The organism is Pseudoalteromonas sp. S8-8, assembly GCF_000497875.1.
GTDB lineage: Bacteria > Pseudomonadota > Gammaproteobacteria > Enterobacterales > Alteromonadaceae > Pseudoalteromonas > Pseudoalteromonas arctica.
This window is the reverse complement of record NZ_AUTR01000053.1, coordinates 34,363-57,175: the sequence shown is the minus strand read 5'-3', so window position 1 is coordinate 57,175 and position 22,813 is coordinate 34,363. Positions and strand designations below refer to the sequence as shown.

Genomic DNA, 22,813 nt, shown 5'->3' with positions numbered 1-22,813 from the left:
TATTCTGCTATGAAGGAGTAAGGAAATGGGGTTTAAAAAGTCATCACAACAGGTTAGCACACCACGAAGACGATTTGTTCAAGGCATAATTGCAGGTGGTGTACTTGCTGCTTTTCCGAGCGTGTTACATGCTGCATCATCTTTAGTAGCAGGAACACTAACAGGCACTGTGCCCGAATTAAGCGGCGAAGTCATAGATCTGGTCATAGATGAATCGCCGGTTAACTTTACCGGCGTAGTACGTATGGCGACAACAATTAATGGTTCTATACCCGCTCCAACCTTGCGCTTAAAAGAAGGTGATGATGTTACTATAAGAGTAACAAATAACTTATCAGTACCGAGCTCTATCCATTGGCATGGCATCATTCTACCTTATCAGATGGATGGCGTGCCAGGTATCAGTTTTAAAGGCATTATGCCGGGCGAAACCTTTATTTATAAATTTAAGCTACAGCAAAGCGGTACATATTGGTATCACTCCCACAGTGGTTTTCAAGAAATGACAGGCATGTACGGTGCATTAATTATTGAACCGCGAGAAAACGATATTATTAGTGCAGATAACGAACATGTTATTCAATTATCTGATTGGACTGATGATGACCCTATGGCGCTGTTCCGTAAATTAAAAGTACAGAGTGATGTATTTAACTTCAATCAACCTACTGTTCCAGAGTTTTTCGATGACGTTTCAAGCAGCAGTATTTCAAATGCTCTACAGCGCCGAAAAATGTGGAATCAGATGCGAATGAACCCTACAGACTTAGCTGATTTATCTGCATCAGCAATGACTTTTTTAATGAACGGTAGTACTCCAATGGCAAACTGGCGTGGATTATTTAAAGTCGGTGAAAAGCTTAGGTTAAGGTTTATTAATGGCTCTAGTAATAGCTTTTTTGACGTGCGTATCCCCGAGCTAAAACTGACGGTTGTACAAGCAGATGGGCAAAACGTTGAACCAGTGACAGTTGATGAATTTAGATTCGGCCCTGGTGAAACCTATGACGTGATTGTTGAGCCAAAAAATGATGCGTATACGATTTTTGCTCAAAGCATGGACCGCTCAGGTTACGCAAAAGGAACTTTATCAACGGCACCTAATATTGATGCGCCAATACCTGCTCTGGATCCTGTTGAGTGGTTAACGATGACCGATATGATGGGCAATATGACCCACGGCGGTGAGCATTCTGCAATGGCTGGTATGTCAGGCATGAACTCTAAAAAAATGGATCATAGCGCAATGGGCCACGGTGCAATGGCGATGGATCATAGCAAACATGGTATGTCTGAAAACCCATTGGCGGTTGCCAGCTCTAAAGTGCGTCATGCAAAAACGGAGTATGGAGCTTCAGTTGATATGCGCGTTGATATGCCTAGAACAAATCTTGATGATCCTGGTATTGGTTTACGTAAAAATGGTCGCCGTGTTTTAACACTTGCAGATTTACACTCACTTGAAGGGATCACTAACCAGCAAGAGCCAGAAGCTGAAATTGAGCTGCATTTAACCGGCAACATGGAGCGTTATAGCTGGTCATTTGATGGCTTAGAATTTGGTAAAAGCACGCCAGTGCATATGAAGCATAATCAACGTTTAAGAGTTATTTTACAAAACGATACCATGATGACACACCCTATGCATTTGCATGGTATGTGGAGTGATTTAGAAAACGAGCAAGGTGATGTGCAAGTGCGACGTCATACGATTCCTGTTCAACCCGCACAAAGAATCAGCTTTTTAACCACCCCTCACGATGTAGGTCGCTGGGCTTGGCATTGCCATTTATTATTCCATATGGATGCCGGTATGTTTAGAGAGGTAGTCGTATCATGAAACAATTAAAACTATCTAAATCATTCGGTTTATTAATGTTAACTGGGGCTTCATTAATTAGTTTCCCTTTATTAGCGCAAAGTGAAATGGCACAAATGAATAGCGCTAAGATGCAACCACAAGGAGGAAGTGCACCTAAAGATGCAAGAGACCCTCATGCTTACTCTGCGGGAACAACTTTAACAGAAGGCCCATATGCGCTTGAGGGCAATGAGCGATTAACACTCGCTGATGAGCATCCATTTTACGCATTACTAGGCGATCGTCTTGAATATAACGAGCAAGCAAATGCAGGTGTATTTGACTTACAAGCATGGTACGGCACTACCTTTGATCGATTGGTAGTTAAAACTGAGGGGGATTTCAGCGAAGGAAGCCTTGAGGAAAACCAAACCGATATTTTATGGGGTCACGCCGTATCAGCATATTGGGATACTCAAGCAGGTGTTCGTCTTGATTACAATAAAGAAGGTGAAAATCGGCAATGGTTGGCTTTTGGCTTACAAGGTTTAGCCCCTTATTGGTTTGAACTTGATATGACAGCGTACGTAGGTGAGCGAGGCAATACCGCATTTACGTTAGAGGCAGAGTACGAACTACTACTCACGCAAAAGCTAATTATACAACCGCGAGCCGAAATTACACTTTATGGCAAAAACGATAAACAAAACGAACTTGGAAGTGGCCTATCAAGCAGCGCGATTGGCTTTAGGGTTCGTTATGAGTTTACACGCCAGTTTGCGCCCTATATTGGCGTTGAATGGAGCAATAAATTTGGCAGTACCGCCGACTATGCCACATCAAGTGGACAAAGTAGCAATAACACCGCATTTGTTGCGGGTATTAAATTTTGGTTTTAATCATTTTAAATAAGAGGTAATTATGAAGTTATTTAATTCTGCAGTAGTTATTTTAGGTTTAGTGCTTACATTTTCCGCATCAGCGCATATATCACTCAAGCAATCAACACCTACGCAAGAAGCCATGTTAATGCAAAGCCCAGAGCAACTTTCGTTAACTTTTGGTGGTGAAGTAAGGCTAGCAAAAGTCATCATCAAAGATGAAAAAAATAAATCAATAAACTTTGATTTCAAACCCAGCTCCACCCCAAGCACAGACTTTAGTTGGTCATTACCGAGCCTAGCCCAAGGCACTTACACGGTTAAATGGACAGCACTCGGTGGTGATGGACATAAAATGACCGACACGTTTAGATTTATGGTACACAAAAGTGAATCGCATAAGATGATGCAAGAACAATCTAATACCCACAGCAAACATAATCATTAAGTAGCAACATAATGCAATTAAGTGAATGGTCAGTACTCTTACTATTATTAAAACTAGCAAGCTATATCGCAATTGCAGGGCTTGCGGGCACTTTATTAATGCGCTTTATGTGTGGCAACAGTAATGTTGCAGGGCATCACTTAATTAGCTTTTATCAGTTCTTAAAACGTTGGCAAATTACGTGTGTAGTTACAGGTAGTATTGCTGCACTTTTACAAGTACCAATAGAAGCTGGAGCAATGGCTGAATCAGGCTTTATGGGAATGTTTGACCCCTTTATGCTTGAAATTGTTTGGCAATCAGTCATAGGTGACCAAGCAACGTTTAGAATACCAGCGCTTATTATTGCTCTAATTAGCGCATGTATGTGGAATGTGGAATCAGATGATAACGTAGCAGGTTATAAAAACGGTGCCGTTATACTAATCATGCTTGGGTTTATCGCTTATAGCTTCACTTTTACTGGGCACAGTGCAAATGAAAATGGGTTAGTGAAAAGTATTTTAACCTTTCACCTTATTGCCATTGCGAGCTGGTTAGGGTCATTGTGGCCGCTTTACAAAAGCTGCACTTTACTACCTACCAGTGAAGTAAAGCGGTTAATGCATTACTTTGGTCAACTCGCTATCGTTATCATATTTGTACTACTTATTTCGGGCTTAACTTTGCTCCTGCAGTACTTAGAGTCATTTTATGCATTGTTTACATCAAATTATGGGCAACTAATTTTATTAAAGCTGTTACTCGTCAGCGCGATGCTGTTACTAGGTGCATGGCATAAGCTTTTTTTAGTCCCGCAAATCACTCAACAACACCATATAAGTATATTAAAACGCTCGATTACTGTTGAAATAGTAATTGCCCTGTTTGTGCTTATTACAACAAGTGTATTTACCACACTTGTTGGTCCGCCTGTTTAACGATTAATAAAAAAGGAAAACGTATGTTAATTAAATCCTCTGACTTAAAAATTTTATTGCTACTAATTTTTAGCGCTGTTAGTTCTTTTGCTGTTAGTGCACATAGCGATGAAGAACATTCAAAAAAAGGCTGGGCTTTTGTCAATGTTGATAGCGAAGCTGCAAAGGCAGTTAGCTTATTTCATGCATCCCTAAAACAAGGCGATGCCAAAGGTGCCCGTAAATTACTGGCCGACGATGTCGTCATTTTTGAAGGCGGAATTGTTGAGCGTTCTGCAGATGAATACGCGAACCATCATATGATAGCGGATATGAAATTCTTAAGTGCAGTTGATAGTGAACTGCTAGAGCATCAAGTTCACACAAATGGAGACATAGCTTACTCAATTTCAAGAAGTAAAACTCAAGGAAAGTATAAAGGGAAAGATATTAAGTCTACGGGAATGGAATCAATCACATTAAAAAACACCGATAAAGGTTGGAAAATCACTCATATTCACTGGTCTAATTAAGGAGTTAACAATGCGAGTAATCTACATTACCTCAGCGTTTTTTTTATCATTAACTATGTCATTTTCGGCAATGAGTATCGAAAAACAGCATAAAACATCAATAATCTATGAAAATTCAGAAAAACCTGAAATTGAGCTTACCGTTTATAAAAGTAAAAATTGTGGATGTTGTAATAAGTGGATTGCTCATTTGAGTGAAAACAATATTCAAACAAAAGCAATTAACGTTAATGACATGGGGTCGATTAAATCTCAGTATCAAATAAAACCTAATATGCGCTCATGCCATACAGCCGTGTCAGCCGATGGATTTGTATTTGAAGGTCATGTTCCCGCTAAACATATAAAACAGTTTTTATCTGGGCAACACGCTCCGCACATTACAGGCTTAAGTGTACCAGCCATGCCTATTGGCACTCCCGGAATGGAAATGGAGGGTATATTTCACAAATATAATATTGAACTACTCACTGACAACTCAAATGAAGAAACCTACAGATACATAAGTAAATCCAGCGAGCAATTTTAGCCTAACGGCATATTTTTTGATTTAATTGTTAAATACCCATTTTACACAACAGGAAACACTGATTTGTGAGCTTGATAGTGTAAAAATTACTCACATGTAAAAACAAAATACAAAACTTTTAAGGAGCAATACAATGTCACACTATTCAAAATTTTTTTTAATGATAGCAACATCCACAATAACCATGTTTGTATTGATGTATTTGAACACCTACCAACTTAGTCATGTTTATTTTAGTGAAACTCGTACTTATATGGCGCTTTATATGGGAGCCACGATGGCAGTGATAATGCTACTTTTCATGCTCAATATGTATAAAGATAAAAAGAAAAATATAACAGTACTCATTGCTAGTGTTGCCGTATTTGCAGGAAGTTTATTTTTAGTTCGCTCACAAGTGACTGTTGATGATAGCTCATGGATGTCGGCGATGATCCCACATCATTCAATTGCCATACTCACCAGTGACAGGGCAAAAATCAAAGATAAACGCGTTCAAAAGCTAGCTACAAATATAATTGAAGCCCAAGAGCGAGAAATAAAAGAAATGCAATGGCTCCTAAAAGATATAGAGCAAAACGGCATTGCACAAACCAATGCTCAAGCACAATTAAGAGCTGTTCCAGATTTCAATTCAAATAAATAAACCGCATAACATAAGGAGTAAAGCATGAGTAAATCAGCCCAACTTTTTAGAATGGCAACAGATGAGCATATTTGTCCGTTTGGTTTAAAATCAAAAGACCTACTAGAGCGAGAGGGATATACAGTTGATGATCAGCTTTTAACTTCTCGAGAGCAAACAGATGAATTTAAAAAACAACACAGTGTAGAAACTACACCTCAAACATTTATTGATAATAAACGTATAGGTGGCTACGACGATTTACGTAATTACTTTAATAAGCCACAAGCAGCCCAAGAAGGTACAACTTACACGCCCGTGATTGCGATTTTTTCGGTTAGTTTTTTGCTTAGTGTGGCATTTAGTTTTGCATCGGCTAATAGCTTATTATCAATGCAAACCGCTGAACTGTTTGTAGCCCTAACAATGGCAGTGTTAGCAATACAAAAGCTTCAAGATTTATTTAGCTTTACTAATTCATTTATAACCTATGACTTAGTCGCTATGAAAGTAGTCAGGTACGCTTATGTTTACCCATTTTTAGAAGCATTTGTTGGCATTGGAATGATAGCCGGATTACCAGCCTATATTATTGCCCCTATTTCATTATTCATAGGTGGGGTTGGTGCTGTTTCAGTGATAAAAGCAGTCTATATAGATAAACGAGAGTTAAAATGTGCGTGTGTAGGCGGTGACAGTAACGTACCACTAGGGTTTATCTCCCTAACAGAAAACTTATTTATGATAGCTGCCGGTATTTGGATGTTTGTTAGGTAAATAACAGCTTTAATTTAAAAATATGATGACGAGCTTATTTATAGCACGAACCAGACTCAGTATTTGAGTCTGGTTCTGCCTGAACTTAAAACTCCATCAATTTGCTCTGGCTTCTCTAAGGTATCTTGAAGTTACAACGAGACTAAAGTTTTTTATTAATTGCATGATTTAAAAAAGCACTAGCCCTCTAACTTTATTAAATAGATCTAATCTAAATTTGATTCCAGGATTCTTTTGGCAATAAATTTTTAATCATCCTAGTGTTTAAGAATTTATAAATTTAATTAATAAATTTAATTAATAAATTTAATTAATAAATTTTGTGAAATTTTTTCTAGTCCGCTTAGAGCGAGAAGCAGACGGTCAGATAAACTCGTTTTTGGACAGAAACGCGTTTGAGATGCAGAAAAGCTGAGTGCAAAGCGGGCGTCATAACCCCAAGTGAAGGTTTCAAACACCAGACAATGGCACTCAACACCTAAAAAATACAAACCGTGAGTCACTCTTAAATTGTTTATTAAGCATTATTTTGAGAAGCCATAGTTGAATTGTTGATGGATCTTTGACAGATCAACCTCTTCTAGAGGCACATCTGCGCCGGGCATTACATTACCCTTATAATTTATATTTCCATACGGAAAAACATATGGATATTCTTCGGTAATTTCAGAAAGATTGATGTCAATTAACAGCTTTGATTTTGGACATCTCGTACTTCGGAAACCATTGCCATTTACATAAGGCATCTTTTTGATTGCTCGAGCCATTATATTGTTAGAACAACGTAAAAACTCACTATTAACAAATATGTATGACTGATTTTCTAAAGTTTCTCTGCCAACAAAAGCTATAAAACAGATGTTTTTGTACAGTTCATTGAACTCAAAGACAACAGGACGATTAAGCCCAAGTTGCTCAATATCATTAAACTGACATTTTCCACTGGATAATAAATCCAGCAACTCTAGTGTAGTTATCGATAACTGAAAAGCTCCAAGATTATGCTTTGTATTCTTGTGATGTTCAGGCACACGTTCCTCTTCCATACAGTAAACGATCCCATTGTTTGGTGAGATAGAACCTTTATAGTCCCTATTACAACCATACTTCTTGTTGATTTTTATTAATTTGCTTTTGACACCCTGAATCAACGGCTTCACTTGCTTAGTTAACTCTACAGAGCGAGTTTGCCCGAATGACATTTTAGACTCTATGCGAGCTATTTCTTTATCGAGTTCAATTTCTGTCTTAGTTAACAAACCACCTTTCGGACCACTAACGTCGACAAACAATATGTCTTCAAGAAGTACATTTACATCGTCTGAGATTACATAATCAGGTGTGTGATAGCTCTCAAGTTGTGACATTTCTCGAAGAGAAAGGTAACGGCTGCTTCTTCTACTTTTTACTTCCTCCTCATAACGTTCTATGTCTGAGCCTTTTAATCTAAATTTCTTGAGTAAGTATTCACCTGCAAACTCTTCACTATTCATTGAGACCTCGTTATTAGCAAACGCCATAATGCTTAACAACGCCAGTATTTGCGGTTGGTTTGGAGTGCAACGGAAAACCAATCCGATAACATGCGCTTGTTAAATTTATACTCTAGTTTTACGCGCCTCATGTGCAAGTCCAGACTGCTCTGCTGCATCTTTGAAGAGGGAGTCGGCTTTAGAGTAAGCTTCTGATAATTCTACTCTATTCTCTTTAAGACAAAACAGCAGAACACTGATGGCCGCACTACCCATAAAATACAAAAATGACAAAGTGTTGTTTCTATGTTGGTTAAGTGATTCTTGATCTTTTGGTATACTTCCTGGGCTAAAAGTCCCAAGGTGGAAGAGCGCCCCATAAAGTGTCCCATGCAATGCTTCTGACGCATCACCGTATATCATCAAAACATGTAGTAATAAATTCTTGCCAGATTTCTCATCCAAAAAAACAGCTCTTTTTTCAATTTTCAATTTCGTCCATCTTGGGATTTCTCGCCCATTTTCACTAGTAAATTTTTCTACAGCGTCCCTATAATCTTGCGGAAGCTCATATTCCCCGCCGGAAAATTCAATACTTACTTTTTTCTGTCCCCCTATTTCTATTTTCCTAGAAAGACCGCGAGCAGCCTTGTTTTTGGTGTTAGCAACGAATGACTCGTACTCGTCTTCAGGAGAATAAAGGAGGTAGCAAAAATTAATTACTCTTTCTAGTAGAGCTCTTGAAATTATATAGCATTGATTTAGTCTAGAATTTTTTGCCAAAATATCTAGAGATATAGAATCTTCAATTATTGATGCAAAAATAGGATAGAGTTTGATCGCTCTTTCATTCTGGCACTCTCTTACTGATATTTCGTATGTAGTAAGTAGTTCAATATGCTTATGAAAGCACTCCTTCCATAAAAGCATGCCTTCTTCTGTTTCCATATCTTTATACCTTGGCAATGTACGACTCCCTTAGAATTTAACAATCTCAATCAACGAGCGGTTTGGTCGTTTTTCTACCATAAATCGGCTCGTTTTCATACATAGTATACTTTTACCATTTCTCCTAACTAATGTAAGCGTCTAGCGAACCACACCTAGCATCGATGTTCTGATTATCTAAAAATACCTGCTCAATGATAAATTCGGAGCAGGTGATGAAAACTTACAGAACAAGCGCACAGTGGCAGCAGCTTTTGCTGCAACGCAGTACGTTTAGTGGTACTAATATTGAATTCTGCCAACACCATAATGTCGCTATTACGACTTATTATAAACAACGTGCTTTACTGGCAAAAGACCAGCCTAATTCCACCTTGCCAGTGCACACGCAGTGCCTTACATCATCACGTTTTGTCCAGGTAAAACAAACTACTGAAGTCTGCGCGCAAACTCGTCAAAATACGCTGCAGTTTGATACGCTAACCGGCCAACTCACGTTTCCTATCGATTTAGCGACGGCCGATATCGTTGCCATTATTAAAGGGCTAACGGTATGAGGATGTTCGTTGATGTACCCACCGTCTATTTATGTGCCGATGCCGTTGATTTTCGAAAATCAATTAATGGTCTGGCGGCGTTGGTGGAAGCAGAGTTTGAACTACCCGTGCTCAGTGGTGCGCTATTTGTGTTTTGTAATAAAGGCCGTGACAAACTCAAACTGCTTTACTGGGATAACACCGGTTTTGCACTGTGGTATAAGCGATTAGATAAGCATAAGTTCAAATGGCCCAAACTCATGTCACCCACCATGACCTTAAGCGAGCAGCAATTACACTGGTTATTATCGGGTTATGATGTGATTGGACACAGTAAAATTGATGTCGCAGGTAAGCAAATGCTTTAATATTTGCGATCGATTGATGATCATCAAAGTGAGTTCAGTTAGCACTGCAAAGCCTTTGATGATGCCTTAAAATAGGCGTCATGAAAAATGAACTTGCCCTTAAACAGCGCATTGCTGAACTTGAAAAACTGTTAGCGCAGAAGGATGCCCAGATTGCGGCATTGGAAGAGCGCTGGAGCTTGGCCCAACAAAAACAATTCGGCAAAAGTGCTGAAGGCTTTGCCGGGCAAGGCGAGTTATTCAATGAAGTGGAAGAAATTGTTGAGGAAGTTGAGGCAGAGCAACAATCCATTAGCTATACCCGTAAAAAGCCGGTGCGTAAGCCACTGCCAAAAGACTTACCTCGTGAGCAGGTTATTCACGACATCATCGACAAAACCTGTGATTGCTGTGGCGGTGAGCTACATAAAATGGGTGAAGATAAGTCAGAAAAGCTTGAGTTCATACCCGCTAAAATCAAAGTGATTGAGCATATTAGGCCTAAATACGCCTGCCGTCACTGTGATAAATCCTCAACTCAGACACAGATTAAACAAGCCTCAATGCCTGCCATGCCCATCAACAAAGGCATTGCAACCAGCAGTTTGCTCAGTCAGCTTATCACCAGTAAATACCAATACGGGTTACCGCTGTATCGCCAGGAAGCGATGTTTAAGCAATACGGTATTGAACTCAGTCGACAGACCATGAGCAGCTGGATAGACAAATCAGCCACACTCTTCGCGCCATTAGTTGAACGGCTTAAAGCCGAGCTGTTAAGGCAACCCACGCTATTTGCCGATGAAACGCCATTAAAGGTGGTGAAATCGGACAAAGTAAACAGTTACATGTGGGTGTATTGCTCGGGTCGAGATTCACCAGACCCGAATAATCCTATCCCTAATATCGTACTTTACGACTTCCACAATAGTCGCGCGGCCGCCTGCGTGGTCAATTATCTTGATGGATATCAAGGGTACTTGCACGTGGATGGCTATCAAGCCTATGCCAGAACAGAGGCAACCTTAATCGGCTGCTGGGCGCATGCTCGTCGTAAATTTATCGACGCGAAAAAGCTACAAGGTAAAAACAAAACCGGCAAAGCGGATGTGGTGTTGAGCCTTATCCAAAAACTGTACGGCGTTGAGTCACGCATCAAAGATAAAAGTGTGGATGACAAATATACGGCAAGACAAGAGGTTAGCCTGCCTATTCTTAGCAAGCTAAAAATATGGCTTGAGCAGGATCAGCCAAATTTAGTGGGGAACAGCAAACTGATAGAGGCAGCTAATTACCTGGCAAATCAATGGCACAAGCTCATACGCTATGTTGATGATGGCCGACTTAGCATCGATAATAATAGAGCAGAACGCGCGGTAAAACCGTTTGTGATAGGCCGAAAGAATTGGTTATTTAGCCAAACGGCTAACGGTGCCCATGCTAGTGCTACCCTTTACAGCATTGTGGAAACCGCCAAGATAAATGGTCTAATCCCATTTAATTACATCTGTGCTTGCCTTGATGAACTGTGCCAGCCTGAGCCCGATATCGACAGCTTGTTACCCTGGAATTTTAAAACATAGGTGTAGTTCGCTAGACGCTCACTAACTAATTGCTATGACTGTGCTTTACAATCAAATGGTGATTTTATCTTGGGACAAATACGACCCAATCGCTCGCTTTTCTGATTTTAAGAGAAACTTGTAACTGAGAAACCGATAAGGGTAGAAATCGAGAGTCTGCAATTCGCTCAAGTAAGACCCTGAAAAGTAGCTCATATAGCTATCTAGGCTAACACCGCGATCAAAAACAGAAGTATATTTCCGATAACTACCTTTGAAGCCCTGGAAACGGAAGTTTACTTCCGATATATGGCAATACAGGCTTAAAATCGGAAGCCTACTTCCGTTTTGTACTTTAAGATTATAAGCCGGTGTCTAGTGAAAGCTTGGAAATCCAAACTCGTTTCTGCCCCGACACAAGTTACGAAGAATCAAGGTCATTGAAGGCGAACCACCTTGTTATTTAAATGAAGTATACAACTCATGTTCAATGCTCACTTTTGCTTCTTAGCTTATTACGCCATTTTGAAGGTGTTGTGCCATAGAATGTTTTGAACTGCCTGATGAAATGAGTTGTGTCTTGCCACCCAATTTTCGTAGTAATCTGTTCAACCGACATATTTGAGTACTGTAGAAGCTGCGCTGCTTTGGCTAGACGCGCTGAAGTGATCCACATACCAACCGTAAAACCTGTTTCTGACTTTACAACTGATGCGACATGGGGAGATGTGCGACCCACAGCAGACGCAACGTCACTTAAGGATATAGGAGTAAGGCTATATTTTTGAATATAGTGTAATGCCTTTCCGACTAATGGCGACTTTGTGATCTTATTGTCTATTACAGTCGTCGCACGAACGACTTCTGTTAATATCAATACAATCAGGCTCCGTTGAACATCATTACTTATCGTTGTTTCAAAATTGGTTTCTTGTTTTAAGGCTTCAAACCAAGAAGTTATACGTTGTTGAGCTGGAACATTTAAATTAGCCACAGGAGCACCTCCTGAACGAACCTCTGCGAAGGGGCGCATTATCTCTTGCGTTTCGTTCAAACCATAGCTTTCAGCAGAGAAACCAAGTAGCCAATAGTCTAAATTACAACCCGCGACAGAACGATATGGCACTCCGTAAGGGACAATCGTAATGCTGCCAGTAACAGATTGAGTAGTGTAGCTTTGCTCCATTTTAAATGAGCCTTTTGTAGTAAAGAGCAAGCCATAGTCTGGATTTACTGACACGGTTGAGATTTCACTGTTTACGCCTTGCTCGTGGATTACATAGCAGGGTGGCAATGGTGTTTTTGGAAGCATGGATAACAACCTACAGTTCTTTTACAAAATCTTAATATCAGCCGATAATATCTCAATCTGTGCACTCAAACAACGCAGCGTCTTTGTATATATTAACCACACACAATCCAAGTAGCGCAAACAATAAAAAGAGAGTCAGGTCATAATATTTTTGGCTTGCACAACTAGAGGAAAGAAATAATGACTAAGACTTTAGCTTTGTGGGAGAAGCAAGATAAACACAAAGGTGATCGCTGGGAGCTGTTTAAGGCGATCGGTGCTTATATGACTCCTCGAAAAGTACTCTATCCTGGTAGTTATGTGGACATTTCACCATCATTCGTTTTTAACGAAGTCACATATGTGGATCTTGATAAACGTGCTTCAAATTTTTTTGCTGATGAATGCACTGTTAAACAGATAGTTTTTGAGCACAATGGGAACTCAGACCCAAATATACAGTTTATTCATAGTGATTATCGCTCACTGGAGTTAAACGAAGTTGAATTCGATTTACTAATATCTCTTTATGCAGGCTTTATTTCAGAACCGTGCGGAGAGCTTTTAAGAATAGGTGGAATCTTACTTGTTAACGCTAGCCACGGAGATGCAGCTTTAGCGGCTTTAGACCCAAGATTTAAGTTGATTGCTGTCGTTCTAAGAGACAATGGAAAGTATGAGGTCAACGACGAAAATCTTAAGGACTATATGAAGCCCAAGAGGCCTGAAATCATGACACGAGAAAATATATTAGCATCTGGTCGTGCGATCCCATACACAAAATCACCATTTGCATATTTGTTTAAAAGAGTAAGTTAGTAATACAGGCAATTTCAGGAAATCACATGAGTTACAACGAATTAAACAACGAATTAAACAACGGGGTCTACATGAATTATTATCACGAGGTTAACAATGCGAAGGCATATACTGAAATGTGTGACGGATTTAATGCTGCTGAGCAATTGCATATGCTCTCAAAAGTCCTTTCTCCTGAGGATTCTGTTTTAGAGTTAGGCTCGGGGCCTGGTAATGATCTTGAAATTCTCGCTCAGAAATTTCGAGTTACAGGCTCTGATTATTCACCAGCTTTCGTGAATACGCTCAATAAACGGCTACCCGATGTACTTAGCTTAATACTTGACGCTGTAAAAATTGAAACAGAAGCTAGGTATAATGCAGTATATTCCAATAAAGTAATGCATCATTTAAGTGATACTGAATTGCGCCAATCTTTCCGCCGTCAAGCTGAGCTGCTTTTACCTGGAGGTTTCGTTTTCCATCTAGTCTGGCAAAAAATTCAAGCACCTGAGACAACTCATGGTCTATTGTTTCATCCGAGAAGTTTAGCCAAGATGAAAGAAGCAATGGGGCAGGAGTTTAACGTTGTTGAATCAAAGGTTTTTAGCGAGTTCGAAGATGGAGATTCTCTTGCTATTCTCGCACGCAAAGTATTTCAGTCATAGTAGTGATTGTTCTGTAGTGGGTTAATGAGATTTGTCAGCTATTTGTAGGCGACTCGCGTGATTTGGAATAGAAAAAGTTATCTGAAATAGAAGGCTTTCTATCACGTCGTAACACGGAATTGTCCAAAAACGAGTTTATCTGACCGTCGGCTTCTGGCACTTTCAAGCTATTCGATAACATAAAATGCTGATAATAATAATTGGCAAGGTATTTTACTGTGCCGGATGGCGCTTCGCTTATCCGACCTACACGCTGGGCCAGAAATATTGATAAGTATGGAGCTAATGGCATTAATTGAACTACTTGGATCTTCTACATTCATCTCACTGTATAACTGAGCTGCCAAGGTTTTATTGTGTGCCAAGATTAAGGTTGGGCGTTTTAAGCGATGAATTACATTTGCCATAGTAAACGTTTTACCAGAGCCAGTAACACCTTTTAAGGTCTGGTGGGTCACACCGTTATTTATACCCGCAATAAGTTTTGCTATGGCTTCTGGTTGGTCACCAGAAGGTGCATAGTTTGAATGTAAAATAAATGTGTTTTTTGTCATGTGCTAGCCCTTATTATTAAGATAAAACTGAATTTTTTATAGTTAAATCTACCAACAAATCCTATTTCCTATAATCCTAACACTATAATTTTATGACAATTTCACCCTGAATTTTTTCATCTAATCACTAATTGGTTAAGAAACACCCATGTGTATATGTTTAATCACTATCAATTTCATCTTTTTTTTCTTCACGCCCTAAACTTAGAAGCTTTAAACTTAGAGCAAGCAAAAGAATAGAGATGGGGAGTATTAGTATTTCCCACTTAAGGTTATTTAAGTTAACCAAAATAATTTCAAGAAACTTCACAAACAAGATAATAACAATGACTTCACCCAATATACTCTTTAGACGACCAATGTTTGGTGTGCTTATCCATTTGAGAACAGAGCTTTTCTTTGCAAGTTTCTTATCACAAATAAATAAAGTGAATACGCCATGAGCGAAAATAAACAATACAAGCGCAATAAGAAAAGTATCTAATGCTTTAATCAAATAAGTCGTTGCGACCTCTGAAGTGTCAAGGTGAGATAAACTCTCACTGGCTATTTCACTAAACAATACAGTAGTATAGGCTGAATAAGTCTTCATAGCCCCAACGATAAATAATAAAACTGACCCTAATAGCGAACAGATAATGGCTATCCAGCTAATAAATCGAAATATATTAAATGTTTCTTTCATTTTAAATTCCTTAAATAGTTATTTATCAGTTAAACAATCAGTTAAATAAGTCGGTGCTTTATAGGTTGAATAGGTGCTGGTAACTCTGTTACACCTAAAATCTCTAACAAATTAATTTCAATACCTCGGGATATCGAACTTAACGGTAAGTCGTTAGCGGAAAGACCAAAGGGTTCTTCTAACTCTTCGCTTAACGCATCTAAACCAAAAAATGTATAGGTGATTATGGCGCAAAACAACGGGGTGATCAGCCCTATTGAGCCAACAATACCAAACGGCAATATTAAACAATAGAGGTAGGCGGTACGTTGCACCAGTAGCATATAAGCAAACGGTAGCGGCGTACTTTGAATGCGCTCACAGCCCGCTTGCACGGTAGCCATTGAAGTAATATTATCGTCGATAGTTTGGATTAAAAAGTCAGATAATAGGTTTTTATGACGACAAGTACCGAGTTTTTTTCCCATTAAGCGCAGCAGTGCGTCAGGTAAATTCTGTGATTTACGCAGCGCGGCTATATCCTCAGGATTAAGATATTTTTCAATATCACTCCACGGATCTGATTGTCGTAAGTGATGTCTTAAGGCATGGCTAAACGCGATCGTCAGATAAATCATCCGTTGCTGTAATTCAGCACCACCTTTGGCACTTTCATCTACATATGACGTCACCTGGCGGGATAAGCTGCGCGCGTCGATAACCAATTGGCCCCATTGCTTGCGTGCTTCCCACCAACGCTCATAGCTAGCATTGTTTCTAAAACCCAGAAATAACGATAAGGCCACACCTAATAGCGCTAATGGCGATAAGGTAAAAGTCGGAAATATAACCGGATAGTAGTATTGCGCAGCAGCAACCGCAGCACCTAACAGGGTAAAAAAGGCGATTTTCCCAAATATAAGTGGCACAACGGAGCCACGTAAAATAAACAACAGTTTAAACGCATTAGGTTTATCTCGAACAATCATGACTGCCTCCGGTTTAACATTAGATTTAGCTTTATTAGGGAGAGATCAAGCGTCTGTGCGCTTACTAAGCGAACACCCCATTAGTAGAACAGTATTTTTAACGAACACGGCATACCAATCTTAGTTATCAGTTTAAGCATTTATCTAGCATTTTGCTGAGCAAGAAATTGCTCGAATGAAATAACATCACTCGCTTCAAGTAATTTCTGCTGTTGTATGGACTCAATCGTCTCTCGCTGCAACTGTGCTTCCATTGCGCTAGATAAACCACGTTCACTGAAATAAGTTTGATGTAGCTTGGCTTGTGCTAGCATTAAGTCGATAAATTCATCACCATTTTCACCCGCGGCCATCATCATAGCTGACGGTGTTAATTCGCTATTTCCGACCTTAGCTATTTGCTCAATTAGGGCTTGGCTGTGCGTTTGGCTTTTATCGTTTATCGCATCAGTAGATTGCCCCTCATGGGCTTTATCGAGTAAATCCGCTATTGGCTGCAACTGTGTCAATAACCCGTTCGCGGCCTTTTTAAATGCAACAGGTTGGCCGTTTTTCGTCAGCATTAATTTAGGATTTCGCCCTTCACGAACAACACGCTGCTGGTTCGCTTTAATTTCATCCGATTCCGTAACGCTCAATGCTGCACTTTCAGACAAAAGGCAATACAACAAAAACACATCGAGAAAGCGGATCTGTTGCGCATCAATACCCACTGGCAAAAATGGATTAGTATCAAGAATACGGACTTCAATGTATTCAACGCCCCGTTCTTTAAGTGCCACTATCGGTTGTTCGCCTGACTGTGTTACGCGCTTAGGGCGAATTTCGCTGTAATATTCATTTTCAATTTGCAGCACATTGCTATTAAGTTGACGATAGCTGCCGTCAACATTAATGCCAATTTTTTCATAAGCAGGGTAACCCTGAGCAATTGCTTTGGTAACATCGTCGACATAATTATCTAAATTGTTATAGCTAACATTTAAATTTGCTTGCGCTTCGCTTTGGTAGCCTAAGTCACTCATTCGAAGCGAAGTGGCAAACGGTAAGCCAAGGGTGTTGTTGCTGAATGTGTCTAACTTATCGGTCTTTTTATCGCCCATAAAGCTATTGTCCAAAGTCGGCGAGGCGCCAAATAAATAGACTAATAACCACGAATGACGACGAAAATTACGGATCAAGTCAAAATAGCGCTGCGATTTAAACGCTTGTACATCACCTTGTTCACCCCAAACTTGCTGGCAATAAGGCCAAAAGTTATCAGGCATTGAAAAGTTATAATGTATGCCCGCTATCGCTTGCATTGTCCTGCCATAACGATACGATAAGCCTTGGCGGTAAACATGCTTCATTTGACCGATATTAGCGCTGCCATATTGGGCAAGGGGTATGCTCGCTTCTCCCTCTAGGCGACAGGGCATACTGGCAGGCCAAAGGTATTCATCCGGCATGTGGCGCAAGGTAAAATGATGCAAATCACTCAAGTAGTCGATAGTGTCATCAACTTGCTGACACACAGGCGTGATAAATTCCAGCAACGCTTCCGAGTAATCTGTCGTAATACTCTTGTGCGTTAATGTGGACCCAAGAGCCTCCGGGTGGCCGGTTTGTGCTATCAAAGCTTTTGGTGTAACTCTTAGGCCTTCTTTTTCAATTCCCCGTTGAACCTGGCTTAAAAGTGCTAAGCCATTAGGTGATTTGAGGTGTTGCAAACGAGTTTGTAATAAATCGGACAAGAAGGCTTTCCTTTAAAATAAATCAATCTAGACAGTTGAATCTAATACAGTTGGTTCTAATACAGTTGGATCTAGCGCTATTTACTTAAGTGCTGCGCATGAAACCGTAAATGTTCTTCAATAAATGATGAGATAAAGTAGTAACTGTGATCATAACCTTCGTGAACAGCCAACGCTAACGGGTAACCATTAACTTTTGCTGCGGCTTCTAATGCTTCAGGCTTTAGCTGCTCGCTAAGGAAGTCATCCGCGCCACCTTGGTCAACTTTAGCGGGAATAAACTGCGTTGCTTTGCGCATTAATTCACTCGCATCATGGTTGCGCCACGTTGCTTTGTCTTTGCCCAAATAAGCAGTAAAAGCTTTTTTGCCCCAAGGCGCTTTTACAGGATTACAAATCGGGCTAAACGCCGACATTGAGCTATAACGTTCTGGGTTTAACATGGCAATAGTTAATGCGCCGTGTCCGCCCATTGAATGGCCACTAATAGCACGTTTATTTGATACCGGAAATGCAGCTTCAATAATGGTGGGTAACTCATTAACTACGTAATCGTACATCTGGAAATGGCGATTCCAAGGTGCTTGGGTTGCATTGACATAAAAGCCGGCCCCTTGACCTAAGTCATAACCATCATCATTGGCAACACCTTCACCACGAGGGCTAGTATCTGGCGCCACAATCGCGATACCTAATTCGGCAGCCATACGCTGTGCACCGGCTTTTTGCATAAAGTTTTCATCAGTACATGTCAAGCCCGAAAGCCAATACAATACCGGTACTTTTTCGCCACTGGCAACTTGCGGAGGCAAGTAAATAGCAAAGCGCATCGCGCAATTTAATATTTTCGATTGATGGTTGTATTGCTTGTGCCAGCCACCAAAGCTTTTGTTTATACTGATATTCTCTATTATCATGGTAGAACCTCAAAATGACAGAGCAAGCTCTCTTAAGAAGGCTTGCTCTTACTTAACTAAACTCATCTTACTTAACTAAATGACGTTTATTTATCGAAATGGATCACTGTGCGGATACTTTCACCTTTGTGCATCAAATCAAACGATTCATTAATGTCATCGAGTGCCATGGTATGCGTAATAAAGTCACTTAATTTAAATTCACCAGCTAAATAACGTTCTACGTAATCAGGTAACTCAGTACGACCTTTAACACCGCCAAATGCAGAACCTTTCCATACACGCCCAGTTACAAGTTGGAACGGACGGGTGGAAATTTCTTGACCTGCACCGGCAACACCAATCACTACTGATTCGCCCCAACCTTTATGACAGCATTCTAATGCAGAGCGCATCAGGTTCACGTTACCGACACACTCAAACGAGTAATCAACGCCACCATCTGTTAATTCAACAATCACGTCTTGAATAGGCTTGTCATAATCTTTCGGGTTAATACAATCTGTAGCGCCTAACTTTCTCGCTAACTCAAATTTACTTTCGTTAATATCAATAGCAATAATACGACCTGCTTTTGCCATCGTTGCGCCAATCACCGCTGATAAACCAATGCCGCCAAGACCAAAGATAGCTACGGTTGAGCCCTCTTCAACTTTCGCGGTATTCATTACCGCGCCCATGCCGGTAGTTACACCACAACCGAGCAAACAAACTTCTTCAAGTGGAGCATCTTTGTTGACTTTCGCTAACGAAATTTCAGGTAATACTGTGTATTCAGAGAACGTTGAACAACCCATATAATGGAAAATTGGCTGGCCATCTTTATAAAAGCGTGTAGTACCATCAGGCATTAAGCCTTTACCCTGAGTTTCACGAATTTTTTGACATAGGTTGGTTTTACCCGATAAGCAAAATTTACATTCGCCACACTCTGGTGTGTATAAAGGAATAACATGATCTCCCACTTGAACACTGGTAACACCTTCACCAATTTGCTCAACAATACCACCGCCTTCGTGGCCTAAAATTACCGGGAAAATACCTTCTGGATCATCACCTGATAACGTAAAAGCATCGGTATGACATACGCCCGAGGCAATCACTTTAACTAACACTTCGCCTTTGCGCGGCAACATTACATCGACTTCTTCGATAGATAATGGTTGCTTAGGCCCCCAAGCAATGGCGGCTTTAGATTTAATAAATTTATCCGACATATTTATTCTCACTTTTCAATTGTTGATATTTTAATAGTTTCGCACAAACGCTAACTTCCACTATGAAGCCAGTGTACTCTTTTTATTTAATGGTGATAATATGCTTATCACGCAATTAACTTTTACCTATGAGTAATAATAAGGCAGCGATGCTACCTAAATGTATCTTTACACGCTTAATAACTTGCGGAAAAAGAAATTTGATACTCTTAATGACTATGACTTTGAGAAAGGTTAATCATTGCAATGCCAATAGCGACTAATGCCATCCCAAGCCATGTTGTTAAGTCTAGATGCTGACGGTAAATAATGGTAGATAATAAAGTCACGGTGATAATCGCTAAACCTGCCCATAACGCGTGAACGATACCAACAGGCATGCCCTTCATTGCTTGGCCTATAAACATGAATGCAGCCAAGTGTCCTAACAAGACTAAAACACTTGGTAGCGGCTTGGTGAAACCATCAGTTTCTTTTAATGCCACATGAGACATTGCTTCTGCTGCGACACCTAAAAAAAGAAATAACCAACTCATATTTGTTTCCTATAATTTTTATGCAAGCTGTTGTTACAGAAATAACACTTTCGCTTTACCTGGATGGAATTACTTACGGCTTTGTTAAGACTCAGCACCTTTTTGTTTATGGTGGGTATTATATTCTTTTCTAAAAAGATGATAATATGCTGATTTGTAAAATCACTTGTGCACAGGGGTAATAATCATGCAGTGGGATGGTATCAGTGAATTTGTATACGTTGCTGAAAATGAAAGCTTTACGCTTGCTTCAAAAAAGATGGCTATCTCTACAGCTCAGGTTAGTCGCCAGGTAAGTGCATTAGAAAAGCGATTGAATGTAAAATTATTTTATCGTACCACTCGTAAAGTATCACTAACCGAAGAAGGGCGTGTTTTTTATCAGCATTGTCGCAGTGTTCTCGATGGGCTAGACGCTGCTGAACGAGCCATCACCAACTTACAATCGAAGCCTCAAGGGAAAATTAGGCTGACAGCTCCTGTGACCTATGGTGAGCAACAGATTTTGCCTCTAATGAACAATTTTATGAAGCAATATGACGATGTTGAAGTTTTTGCATACTTAAGTAATCAGCAAGTTGACTTAGTTGAAGAAGGATATGATTTGGCTATTCGTCTTGGCAAGCTAAGTGACTCTTCGATGATGGCAAAAAAGCTAGGGAAGAGGACAAACTATGTATGCGCATCACCAGCTTACCTAGAAAAGCATGGCATACCTCATTCTTTGACCGAACTTAATAAACACAGTTGTCTTTTGGGAACCCTTGATTATTGGCACTTTAGAGAGTCGGGCAGAGAAAGAAATATTCGCGTAACTGGAAAGTTGCGTTACAACAGTGGCTTTGCTCTTGTAGATGCTGCATTGAAAGGCTTGGGGATAGTGCAATTACCCGATTACTATGTTCAACGCCACCTGCAAAGCGGTGAACTTACCACATTGCTATACAATTATCGTGTGCCTGACGAAGGGATATGGGCGGTCTATCCTCAGAATCGCCATTTATCACCGAAAATAAGGCTATTGGTAGATTACTTGGCCAAGCAGTTACTCTGATATTATTAGCTGTCGTGCCTACACCTTTAGCTCAGTAAGTCAGCTTCACACTTCAATATCACCTAGAATCTGTGCGATAAGGTAAGGACAGGTAAATTTTCAAAACGATTTAACGCTAGGCTATTACTATAAATAGCTAATACCATAAATATAATCATCAACCATTAAAAGCGTCAACATCACAATAAGCAACAGAAGCATATATCTCAGCTTGCTTGATTTTTTATTTGTTAAAAACCTACAGGGGGAGCGGTAACTTAGCTTAACCGAGTTACTTGTATGCCTCGGCTGATGCTCGTCGAGCAGCAGGTGACTTAACCTATCCCTACCACCCTTGTTACGGCCGCTTACAACTATTACACCATAGTAAAAGTGAGTTTACGAACGGTGGTATTATCATCCAGCAGAAAAAGACTATGATACCTTCATCGAAACGAACAGTAGTCATTTACATCCAGTGTGTGCGCTACATTCGATAAATAACAATTCATTCTTAACTTGTAATAAACGGAGCATATAAATGAGCGTATTTACTCATGTAACTGTCGGCATTAACGACTTAAACAAGGCCCGCGCCTTCTACGATAACGTTTTAAGCACCATTGGTCTTAAGCGCATTGCCGATTTAGATGAAAATGGTTCAATCTGGGGCGTAGACGCACCTTCATTCTTTGTACTAAAACCTGTCAACGGCCAGCCAGCAACTGTAGGAAATGGCACTATGGTTAGCTTTGAAGCGCCTAACCGTGAAGCTATCGATGCTTTTCACGCAGCGGCTTTAGCGGCTGGCTGTCCTGATGAAGGCGCACCAGGGACTCGCGATTGGGCACCTCATGCCTACGCAGCGTACACGCGTGATTTAGACGGTAACAAATTGGCTGTTTATTGCTTTAAAGCTGCGTAAATTATAAGACTAGATCAAGTTGATCTTACCTTAATAATGATAACGGTCTGTTAGCCATTATGGCTTTCAGATCGCTTTCTCATGCATAAGTGATAAGTTATTAAAAGTTACTATTTTTAGGACAACA

General features: G+C 40.1%; 24 protein-coding genes and 1 pseudogene. 15 read left to right on the top strand and 10 right to left on the bottom strand.

Features of this window, described 5'->3' with window-relative positions; translation table 11 throughout:
* Positions 1–25: 25 nt before the first annotated feature.
* From L659_RS0117760 to L659_RS0117725, 8 genes are all read left to right on the top strand, one after another.
* Entirely contained in the window at positions 26–1,840 is a 1,815-nt protein-coding gene (locus L659_RS0117760) for a copper resistance system multicopper oxidase (protein WP_024589686.1), read from the top strand.
* Entirely contained in the window at positions 1,837–2,700 is an 864-nt protein-coding gene (locus L659_RS0117755) for a copper resistance protein B (RefSeq protein ID WP_024589685.1), read from the top strand. The genes L659_RS0117760 and L659_RS0117755 overlap by 4 nt, the downstream gene beginning before the upstream one ends.
* Before the next feature lie 22 nt (positions 2,701–2,722).
* A complete protein-coding gene (locus L659_RS0117750) occupies positions 2,723–3,130 on the top strand; it encodes a copper resistance CopC family protein (protein ID WP_024591415.1) in 408 nt (135 codons plus the stop codon).
* A gap of 11 nt (positions 3,131–3,141) precedes the next feature.
* Positions 3,142–4,050: a copper resistance D family protein gene (locus L659_RS0117745; RefSeq protein WP_024591414.1), complete on the top strand. Its 909-nt coding sequence runs from the start codon at positions 3,142–3,144 to the stop codon at positions 4,048–4,050.
* Between the two features lie 23 nt (positions 4,051–4,073).
* Positions 4,074–4,562: a YybH family protein gene (locus L659_RS0117740; protein WP_024591413.1), complete on the top strand. Its 489-nt coding sequence runs from the start codon at positions 4,074–4,076 to the stop codon at positions 4,560–4,562.
* Between the two features lie 10 nt (positions 4,563–4,572).
* Positions 4,573–5,091: a DUF411 domain-containing protein gene (locus L659_RS0117735; RefSeq protein WP_024591412.1), complete on the top strand. Its 519-nt coding sequence runs from the start codon at positions 4,573–4,575 to the stop codon at positions 5,089–5,091.
* 133 nt (positions 5,092–5,224) lie between these two features.
* A complete protein-coding gene (locus L659_RS0117730) occupies positions 5,225–5,737 on the top strand; it encodes a DUF305 domain-containing protein (RefSeq protein ID WP_010388415.1) in 513 nt (170 codons plus the stop codon).
* A gap of 24 nt (positions 5,738–5,761) precedes the next feature.
* Complete coding sequence (locus L659_RS0117725; protein ID WP_024591411.1) at positions 5,762–6,493, top strand: MauE/DoxX family redox-associated membrane protein; 732 nt, start codon at positions 5,762–5,764, stop codon at positions 6,491–6,493.
* A gap of 524 nt (positions 6,494–7,017) precedes the next feature.
* Here the strand turns inward: L659_RS0117725 and L659_RS0117720 are convergent.
* Both L659_RS0117720 and L659_RS0117715 read right to left on the bottom strand, forming a co-directional pair.
* Positions 7,018–7,986: a hypothetical protein gene (locus L659_RS0117720; RefSeq protein ID WP_155945828.1), complete on the bottom strand. Its 969-nt coding sequence runs from the start codon at positions 7,984–7,986 to the stop codon at positions 7,018–7,020.
* A gap of 105 nt (positions 7,987–8,091) precedes the next feature.
* Positions 8,092–8,913, bottom strand: a complete 822-nt coding sequence (locus tag L659_RS0117715; RefSeq protein WP_196812475.1) for a DUF5677 domain-containing protein — start codon at positions 8,911–8,913, stop codon at positions 8,092–8,094.
* 215 nt (positions 8,914–9,128) lie between these two features.
* On the opposite strand from L659_RS0117715, the gene L659_RS0117710 reads away from it, so the two are divergent.
* From L659_RS0117710 to tnpC, 3 genes are all read left to right on the top strand, one after another.
* Positions 9,129–9,470 (top strand): hypothetical protein, encoded by a 342-nt coding sequence (locus tag L659_RS0117710; protein WP_024591408.1) that lies wholly within the window; start codon positions 9,129–9,131, stop codon positions 9,468–9,470.
* The gene (gene tnpB / locus L659_RS0117705; RefSeq protein WP_024591407.1) at positions 9,467–9,817 is read left to right on the top strand and encodes an IS66 family insertion sequence element accessory protein TnpB; all 351 of its coding nucleotides are present in this window, start codon (positions 9,467–9,469) and stop codon (positions 9,815–9,817) included. Before L659_RS0117710 ends, tnpB begins: the two co-directional genes overlap by 4 nt.
* 80 nt (positions 9,818–9,897) lie before the next feature.
* Positions 9,898–11,379, top strand: coding sequence for an IS66 family transposase (tnpC, locus tag L659_RS0117700; protein WP_002963282.1), 1,482 nt, complete (start codon positions 9,898–9,900; stop codon positions 11,377–11,379).
* A gap of 466 nt (positions 11,380–11,845) precedes the next feature.
* On the opposite strand, the gene L659_RS0117695 is transcribed toward tnpC, so the two are convergent.
* Positions 11,846–12,670 carry a helix-turn-helix domain-containing protein gene (locus L659_RS0117695; RefSeq protein WP_024591406.1) on the bottom strand — a complete coding sequence of 275 codons (825 nt, stop codon included), beginning with the start codon at positions 12,668–12,670 and terminating at the stop codon, positions 11,846–11,848.
* 180 nt (positions 12,671–12,850) lie between these two features.
* Between L659_RS0117695 and L659_RS0117690 the strand changes: the two genes are divergently transcribed.
* Complete coding sequence (locus tag L659_RS0117690) at positions 12,851–13,468, top strand: hypothetical protein (protein WP_024591405.1); 618 nt, start codon at positions 12,851–12,853, stop codon at positions 13,466–13,468.
* Positions 13,469–13,494: 26 nt separating this feature from the next.
* On the top strand, positions 13,495–14,115 hold the full coding sequence (locus tag L659_RS0117685; RefSeq protein ID WP_024591404.1) for a class I SAM-dependent methyltransferase: 621 nt from the start codon (positions 13,495–13,497) through the stop codon (positions 14,113–14,115).
* Between the two features lie 293 nt (positions 14,116–14,408).
* Here the strand turns inward: L659_RS0117685 and L659_RS0117680 are convergent.
* The 7 genes and pseudogenes from L659_RS0117680 to L659_RS0117645 form a co-directional block, all read right to left on the bottom strand.
* Positions 14,409–14,669: pseudogene (locus L659_RS0117680) on the bottom strand (DEAD/DEAH box helicase family protein); the annotation flags it as partial.
* Between the two features lie 160 nt (positions 14,670–14,829).
* On the bottom strand, positions 14,830–15,354 hold the full coding sequence (locus tag L659_RS0117675) for a YqhA family protein (protein ID WP_024591402.1): 525 nt from the start codon (positions 15,352–15,354) through the stop codon (positions 14,830–14,832).
* A gap of 41 nt (positions 15,355–15,395) precedes the next feature.
* Entirely contained in the window at positions 15,396–16,322 is a 927-nt protein-coding gene (locus L659_RS0117670) for a bestrophin family protein (RefSeq protein ID WP_024591401.1), read from the bottom strand.
* Positions 16,323–16,462: 140 nt separating this feature from the next.
* Positions 16,463–18,058 carry a glutamate--cysteine ligase gene (gene gshA, locus L659_RS0117660; RefSeq protein WP_024591400.1) on the bottom strand — a complete coding sequence of 532 codons (1,596 nt, stop codon included), beginning with the start codon at positions 18,056–18,058 and terminating at the stop codon, positions 16,463–16,465.
* 77 nt (positions 18,059–18,135) lie between these two features.
* Positions 18,136–18,975: an S-formylglutathione hydrolase gene (gene fghA, locus L659_RS0117655; RefSeq protein ID WP_024591399.1), complete on the bottom strand. Its 840-nt coding sequence runs from the start codon at positions 18,973–18,975 to the stop codon at positions 18,136–18,138.
* An 86-nt stretch (positions 18,976–19,061) separates the two neighbouring features.
* On the bottom strand, positions 19,062–20,192 hold the full coding sequence (locus L659_RS0117650) for an S-(hydroxymethyl)glutathione dehydrogenase/class III alcohol dehydrogenase (protein WP_024591398.1): 1,131 nt from the start codon (positions 20,190–20,192) through the stop codon (positions 19,062–19,064).
* 209 nt (positions 20,193–20,401) lie between these two features.
* On the bottom strand, positions 20,402–20,728 hold the full coding sequence (locus L659_RS0117645; protein ID WP_024591397.1) for a DMT family transporter: 327 nt from the start codon (positions 20,726–20,728) through the stop codon (positions 20,402–20,404).
* Positions 20,729–20,915: 187 nt separating this feature from the next.
* Here L659_RS0117645 and L659_RS0117640 point away from each other — a divergent pair, with 187 nt between their 5' ends.
* Positions 20,916–21,782, top strand: coding sequence for a LysR family transcriptional regulator (locus L659_RS0117640; RefSeq protein ID WP_024591396.1), 867 nt, complete (start codon positions 20,916–20,918; stop codon positions 21,780–21,782).
* A gap of 520 nt (positions 21,783–22,302) precedes the next feature.
* A complete protein-coding gene (locus tag L659_RS0117635; protein WP_024591395.1) occupies positions 22,303–22,686 on the top strand; it encodes a VOC family protein in 384 nt (127 codons plus the stop codon).
* The last annotated feature ends 127 nt before the right edge of the window (positions 22,687–22,813 follow it).

What these genes read in the sequence shown, in the direction of transcription:
- L659_RS0117760 (WP_024589686.1), top strand. Translation starts at nt 26, where the DNA reads ATGGGGTTTAAAAAGTCATCACAACAGGTTAGCACACCACGAAGACGA.
- L659_RS0117755 (WP_024589685.1), top strand. Translation starts at nt 1,837, where the DNA reads ATGAAACAATTAAAACTATCTAAATCATTCGGTTTATTAATGTTAACT.
- L659_RS0117750 (WP_024591415.1), top strand. Translation starts at nt 2,723, where the DNA reads ATGAAGTTATTTAATTCTGCAGTAGTTATTTTAGGTTTAGTGCTTACA.
- L659_RS0117745 (WP_024591414.1), top strand. Translation starts at nt 3,142, where the DNA reads ATGCAATTAAGTGAATGGTCAGTACTCTTACTATTATTAAAACTAGCA.
- L659_RS0117740 (WP_024591413.1), top strand. Translation starts at nt 4,074, where the DNA reads ATGTTAATTAAATCCTCTGACTTAAAAATTTTATTGCTACTAATTTTT.
- L659_RS0117735 (WP_024591412.1), top strand. Translation starts at nt 4,573, where the DNA reads ATGCGAGTAATCTACATTACCTCAGCGTTTTTTTTATCATTAACTATG.
- L659_RS0117730 (WP_010388415.1), top strand. Translation starts at nt 5,225, where the DNA reads ATGTCACACTATTCAAAATTTTTTTTAATGATAGCAACATCCACAATA.
- L659_RS0117725 (WP_024591411.1), top strand. Translation starts at nt 5,762, where the DNA reads ATGAGTAAATCAGCCCAACTTTTTAGAATGGCAACAGATGAGCATATT.
- L659_RS0117720 (WP_155945828.1), bottom strand. Translation starts at nt 7,986, where the DNA reads ATGAATAGTGAAGAGTTTGCAGGTGAATACTTACTCAAGAAATTTAGA.
- L659_RS0117715 (WP_196812475.1), bottom strand. Translation starts at nt 8,913, where the DNA reads ATGGAAACAGAAGAAGGCATGCTTTTATGGAAGGAGTGCTTTCATAAG.
- L659_RS0117710 (WP_024591408.1), top strand. Translation starts at nt 9,129, where the DNA reads ATGAAAACTTACAGAACAAGCGCACAGTGGCAGCAGCTTTTGCTGCAA.
- tnpB (WP_024591407.1), top strand. Translation starts at nt 9,467, where the DNA reads ATGAGGATGTTCGTTGATGTACCCACCGTCTATTTATGTGCCGATGCC.
- tnpC (WP_002963282.1), top strand. Translation starts at nt 9,898, where the DNA reads ATGAAAAATGAACTTGCCCTTAAACAGCGCATTGCTGAACTTGAAAAA.
- L659_RS0117695 (WP_024591406.1), bottom strand. Translation starts at nt 12,670, where the DNA reads ATGCTTCCAAAAACACCATTGCCACCCTGCTATGTAATCCACGAGCAA.
- L659_RS0117690 (WP_024591405.1), top strand. Translation starts at nt 12,851, where the DNA reads ATGACTAAGACTTTAGCTTTGTGGGAGAAGCAAGATAAACACAAAGGT.
- L659_RS0117685 (WP_024591404.1), top strand. Translation starts at nt 13,495, where the DNA reads ATGAGTTACAACGAATTAAACAACGAATTAAACAACGGGGTCTACATG.
- L659_RS0117675 (WP_024591402.1), bottom strand. Translation starts at nt 15,354, where the DNA reads ATGAAAGAAACATTTAATATATTTCGATTTATTAGCTGGATAGCCATT.
- L659_RS0117670 (WP_024591401.1), bottom strand. Translation starts at nt 16,322, where the DNA reads ATGATTGTTCGAGATAAACCTAATGCGTTTAAACTGTTGTTTATTTTA.
- fghA (WP_024591399.1), bottom strand. Translation starts at nt 18,975, where the DNA reads ATGATAATAGAGAATATCAGTATAAACAAAAGCTTTGGTGGCTGGCAC.
- L659_RS0117650 (WP_024591398.1), bottom strand. Translation starts at nt 20,192, where the DNA reads ATGTCGGATAAATTTATTAAATCTAAAGCCGCCATTGCTTGGGGGCCT.
- L659_RS0117645 (WP_024591397.1), bottom strand. Translation starts at nt 20,728, where the DNA reads ATGAGTTGGTTATTTCTTTTTTTAGGTGTCGCAGCAGAAGCAATGTCT.
- L659_RS0117640 (WP_024591396.1), top strand. Translation starts at nt 20,916, where the DNA reads ATGCAGTGGGATGGTATCAGTGAATTTGTATACGTTGCTGAAAATGAA.
- L659_RS0117635 (WP_024591395.1), top strand. Translation starts at nt 22,303, where the DNA reads ATGAGCGTATTTACTCATGTAACTGTCGGCATTAACGACTTAAACAAG.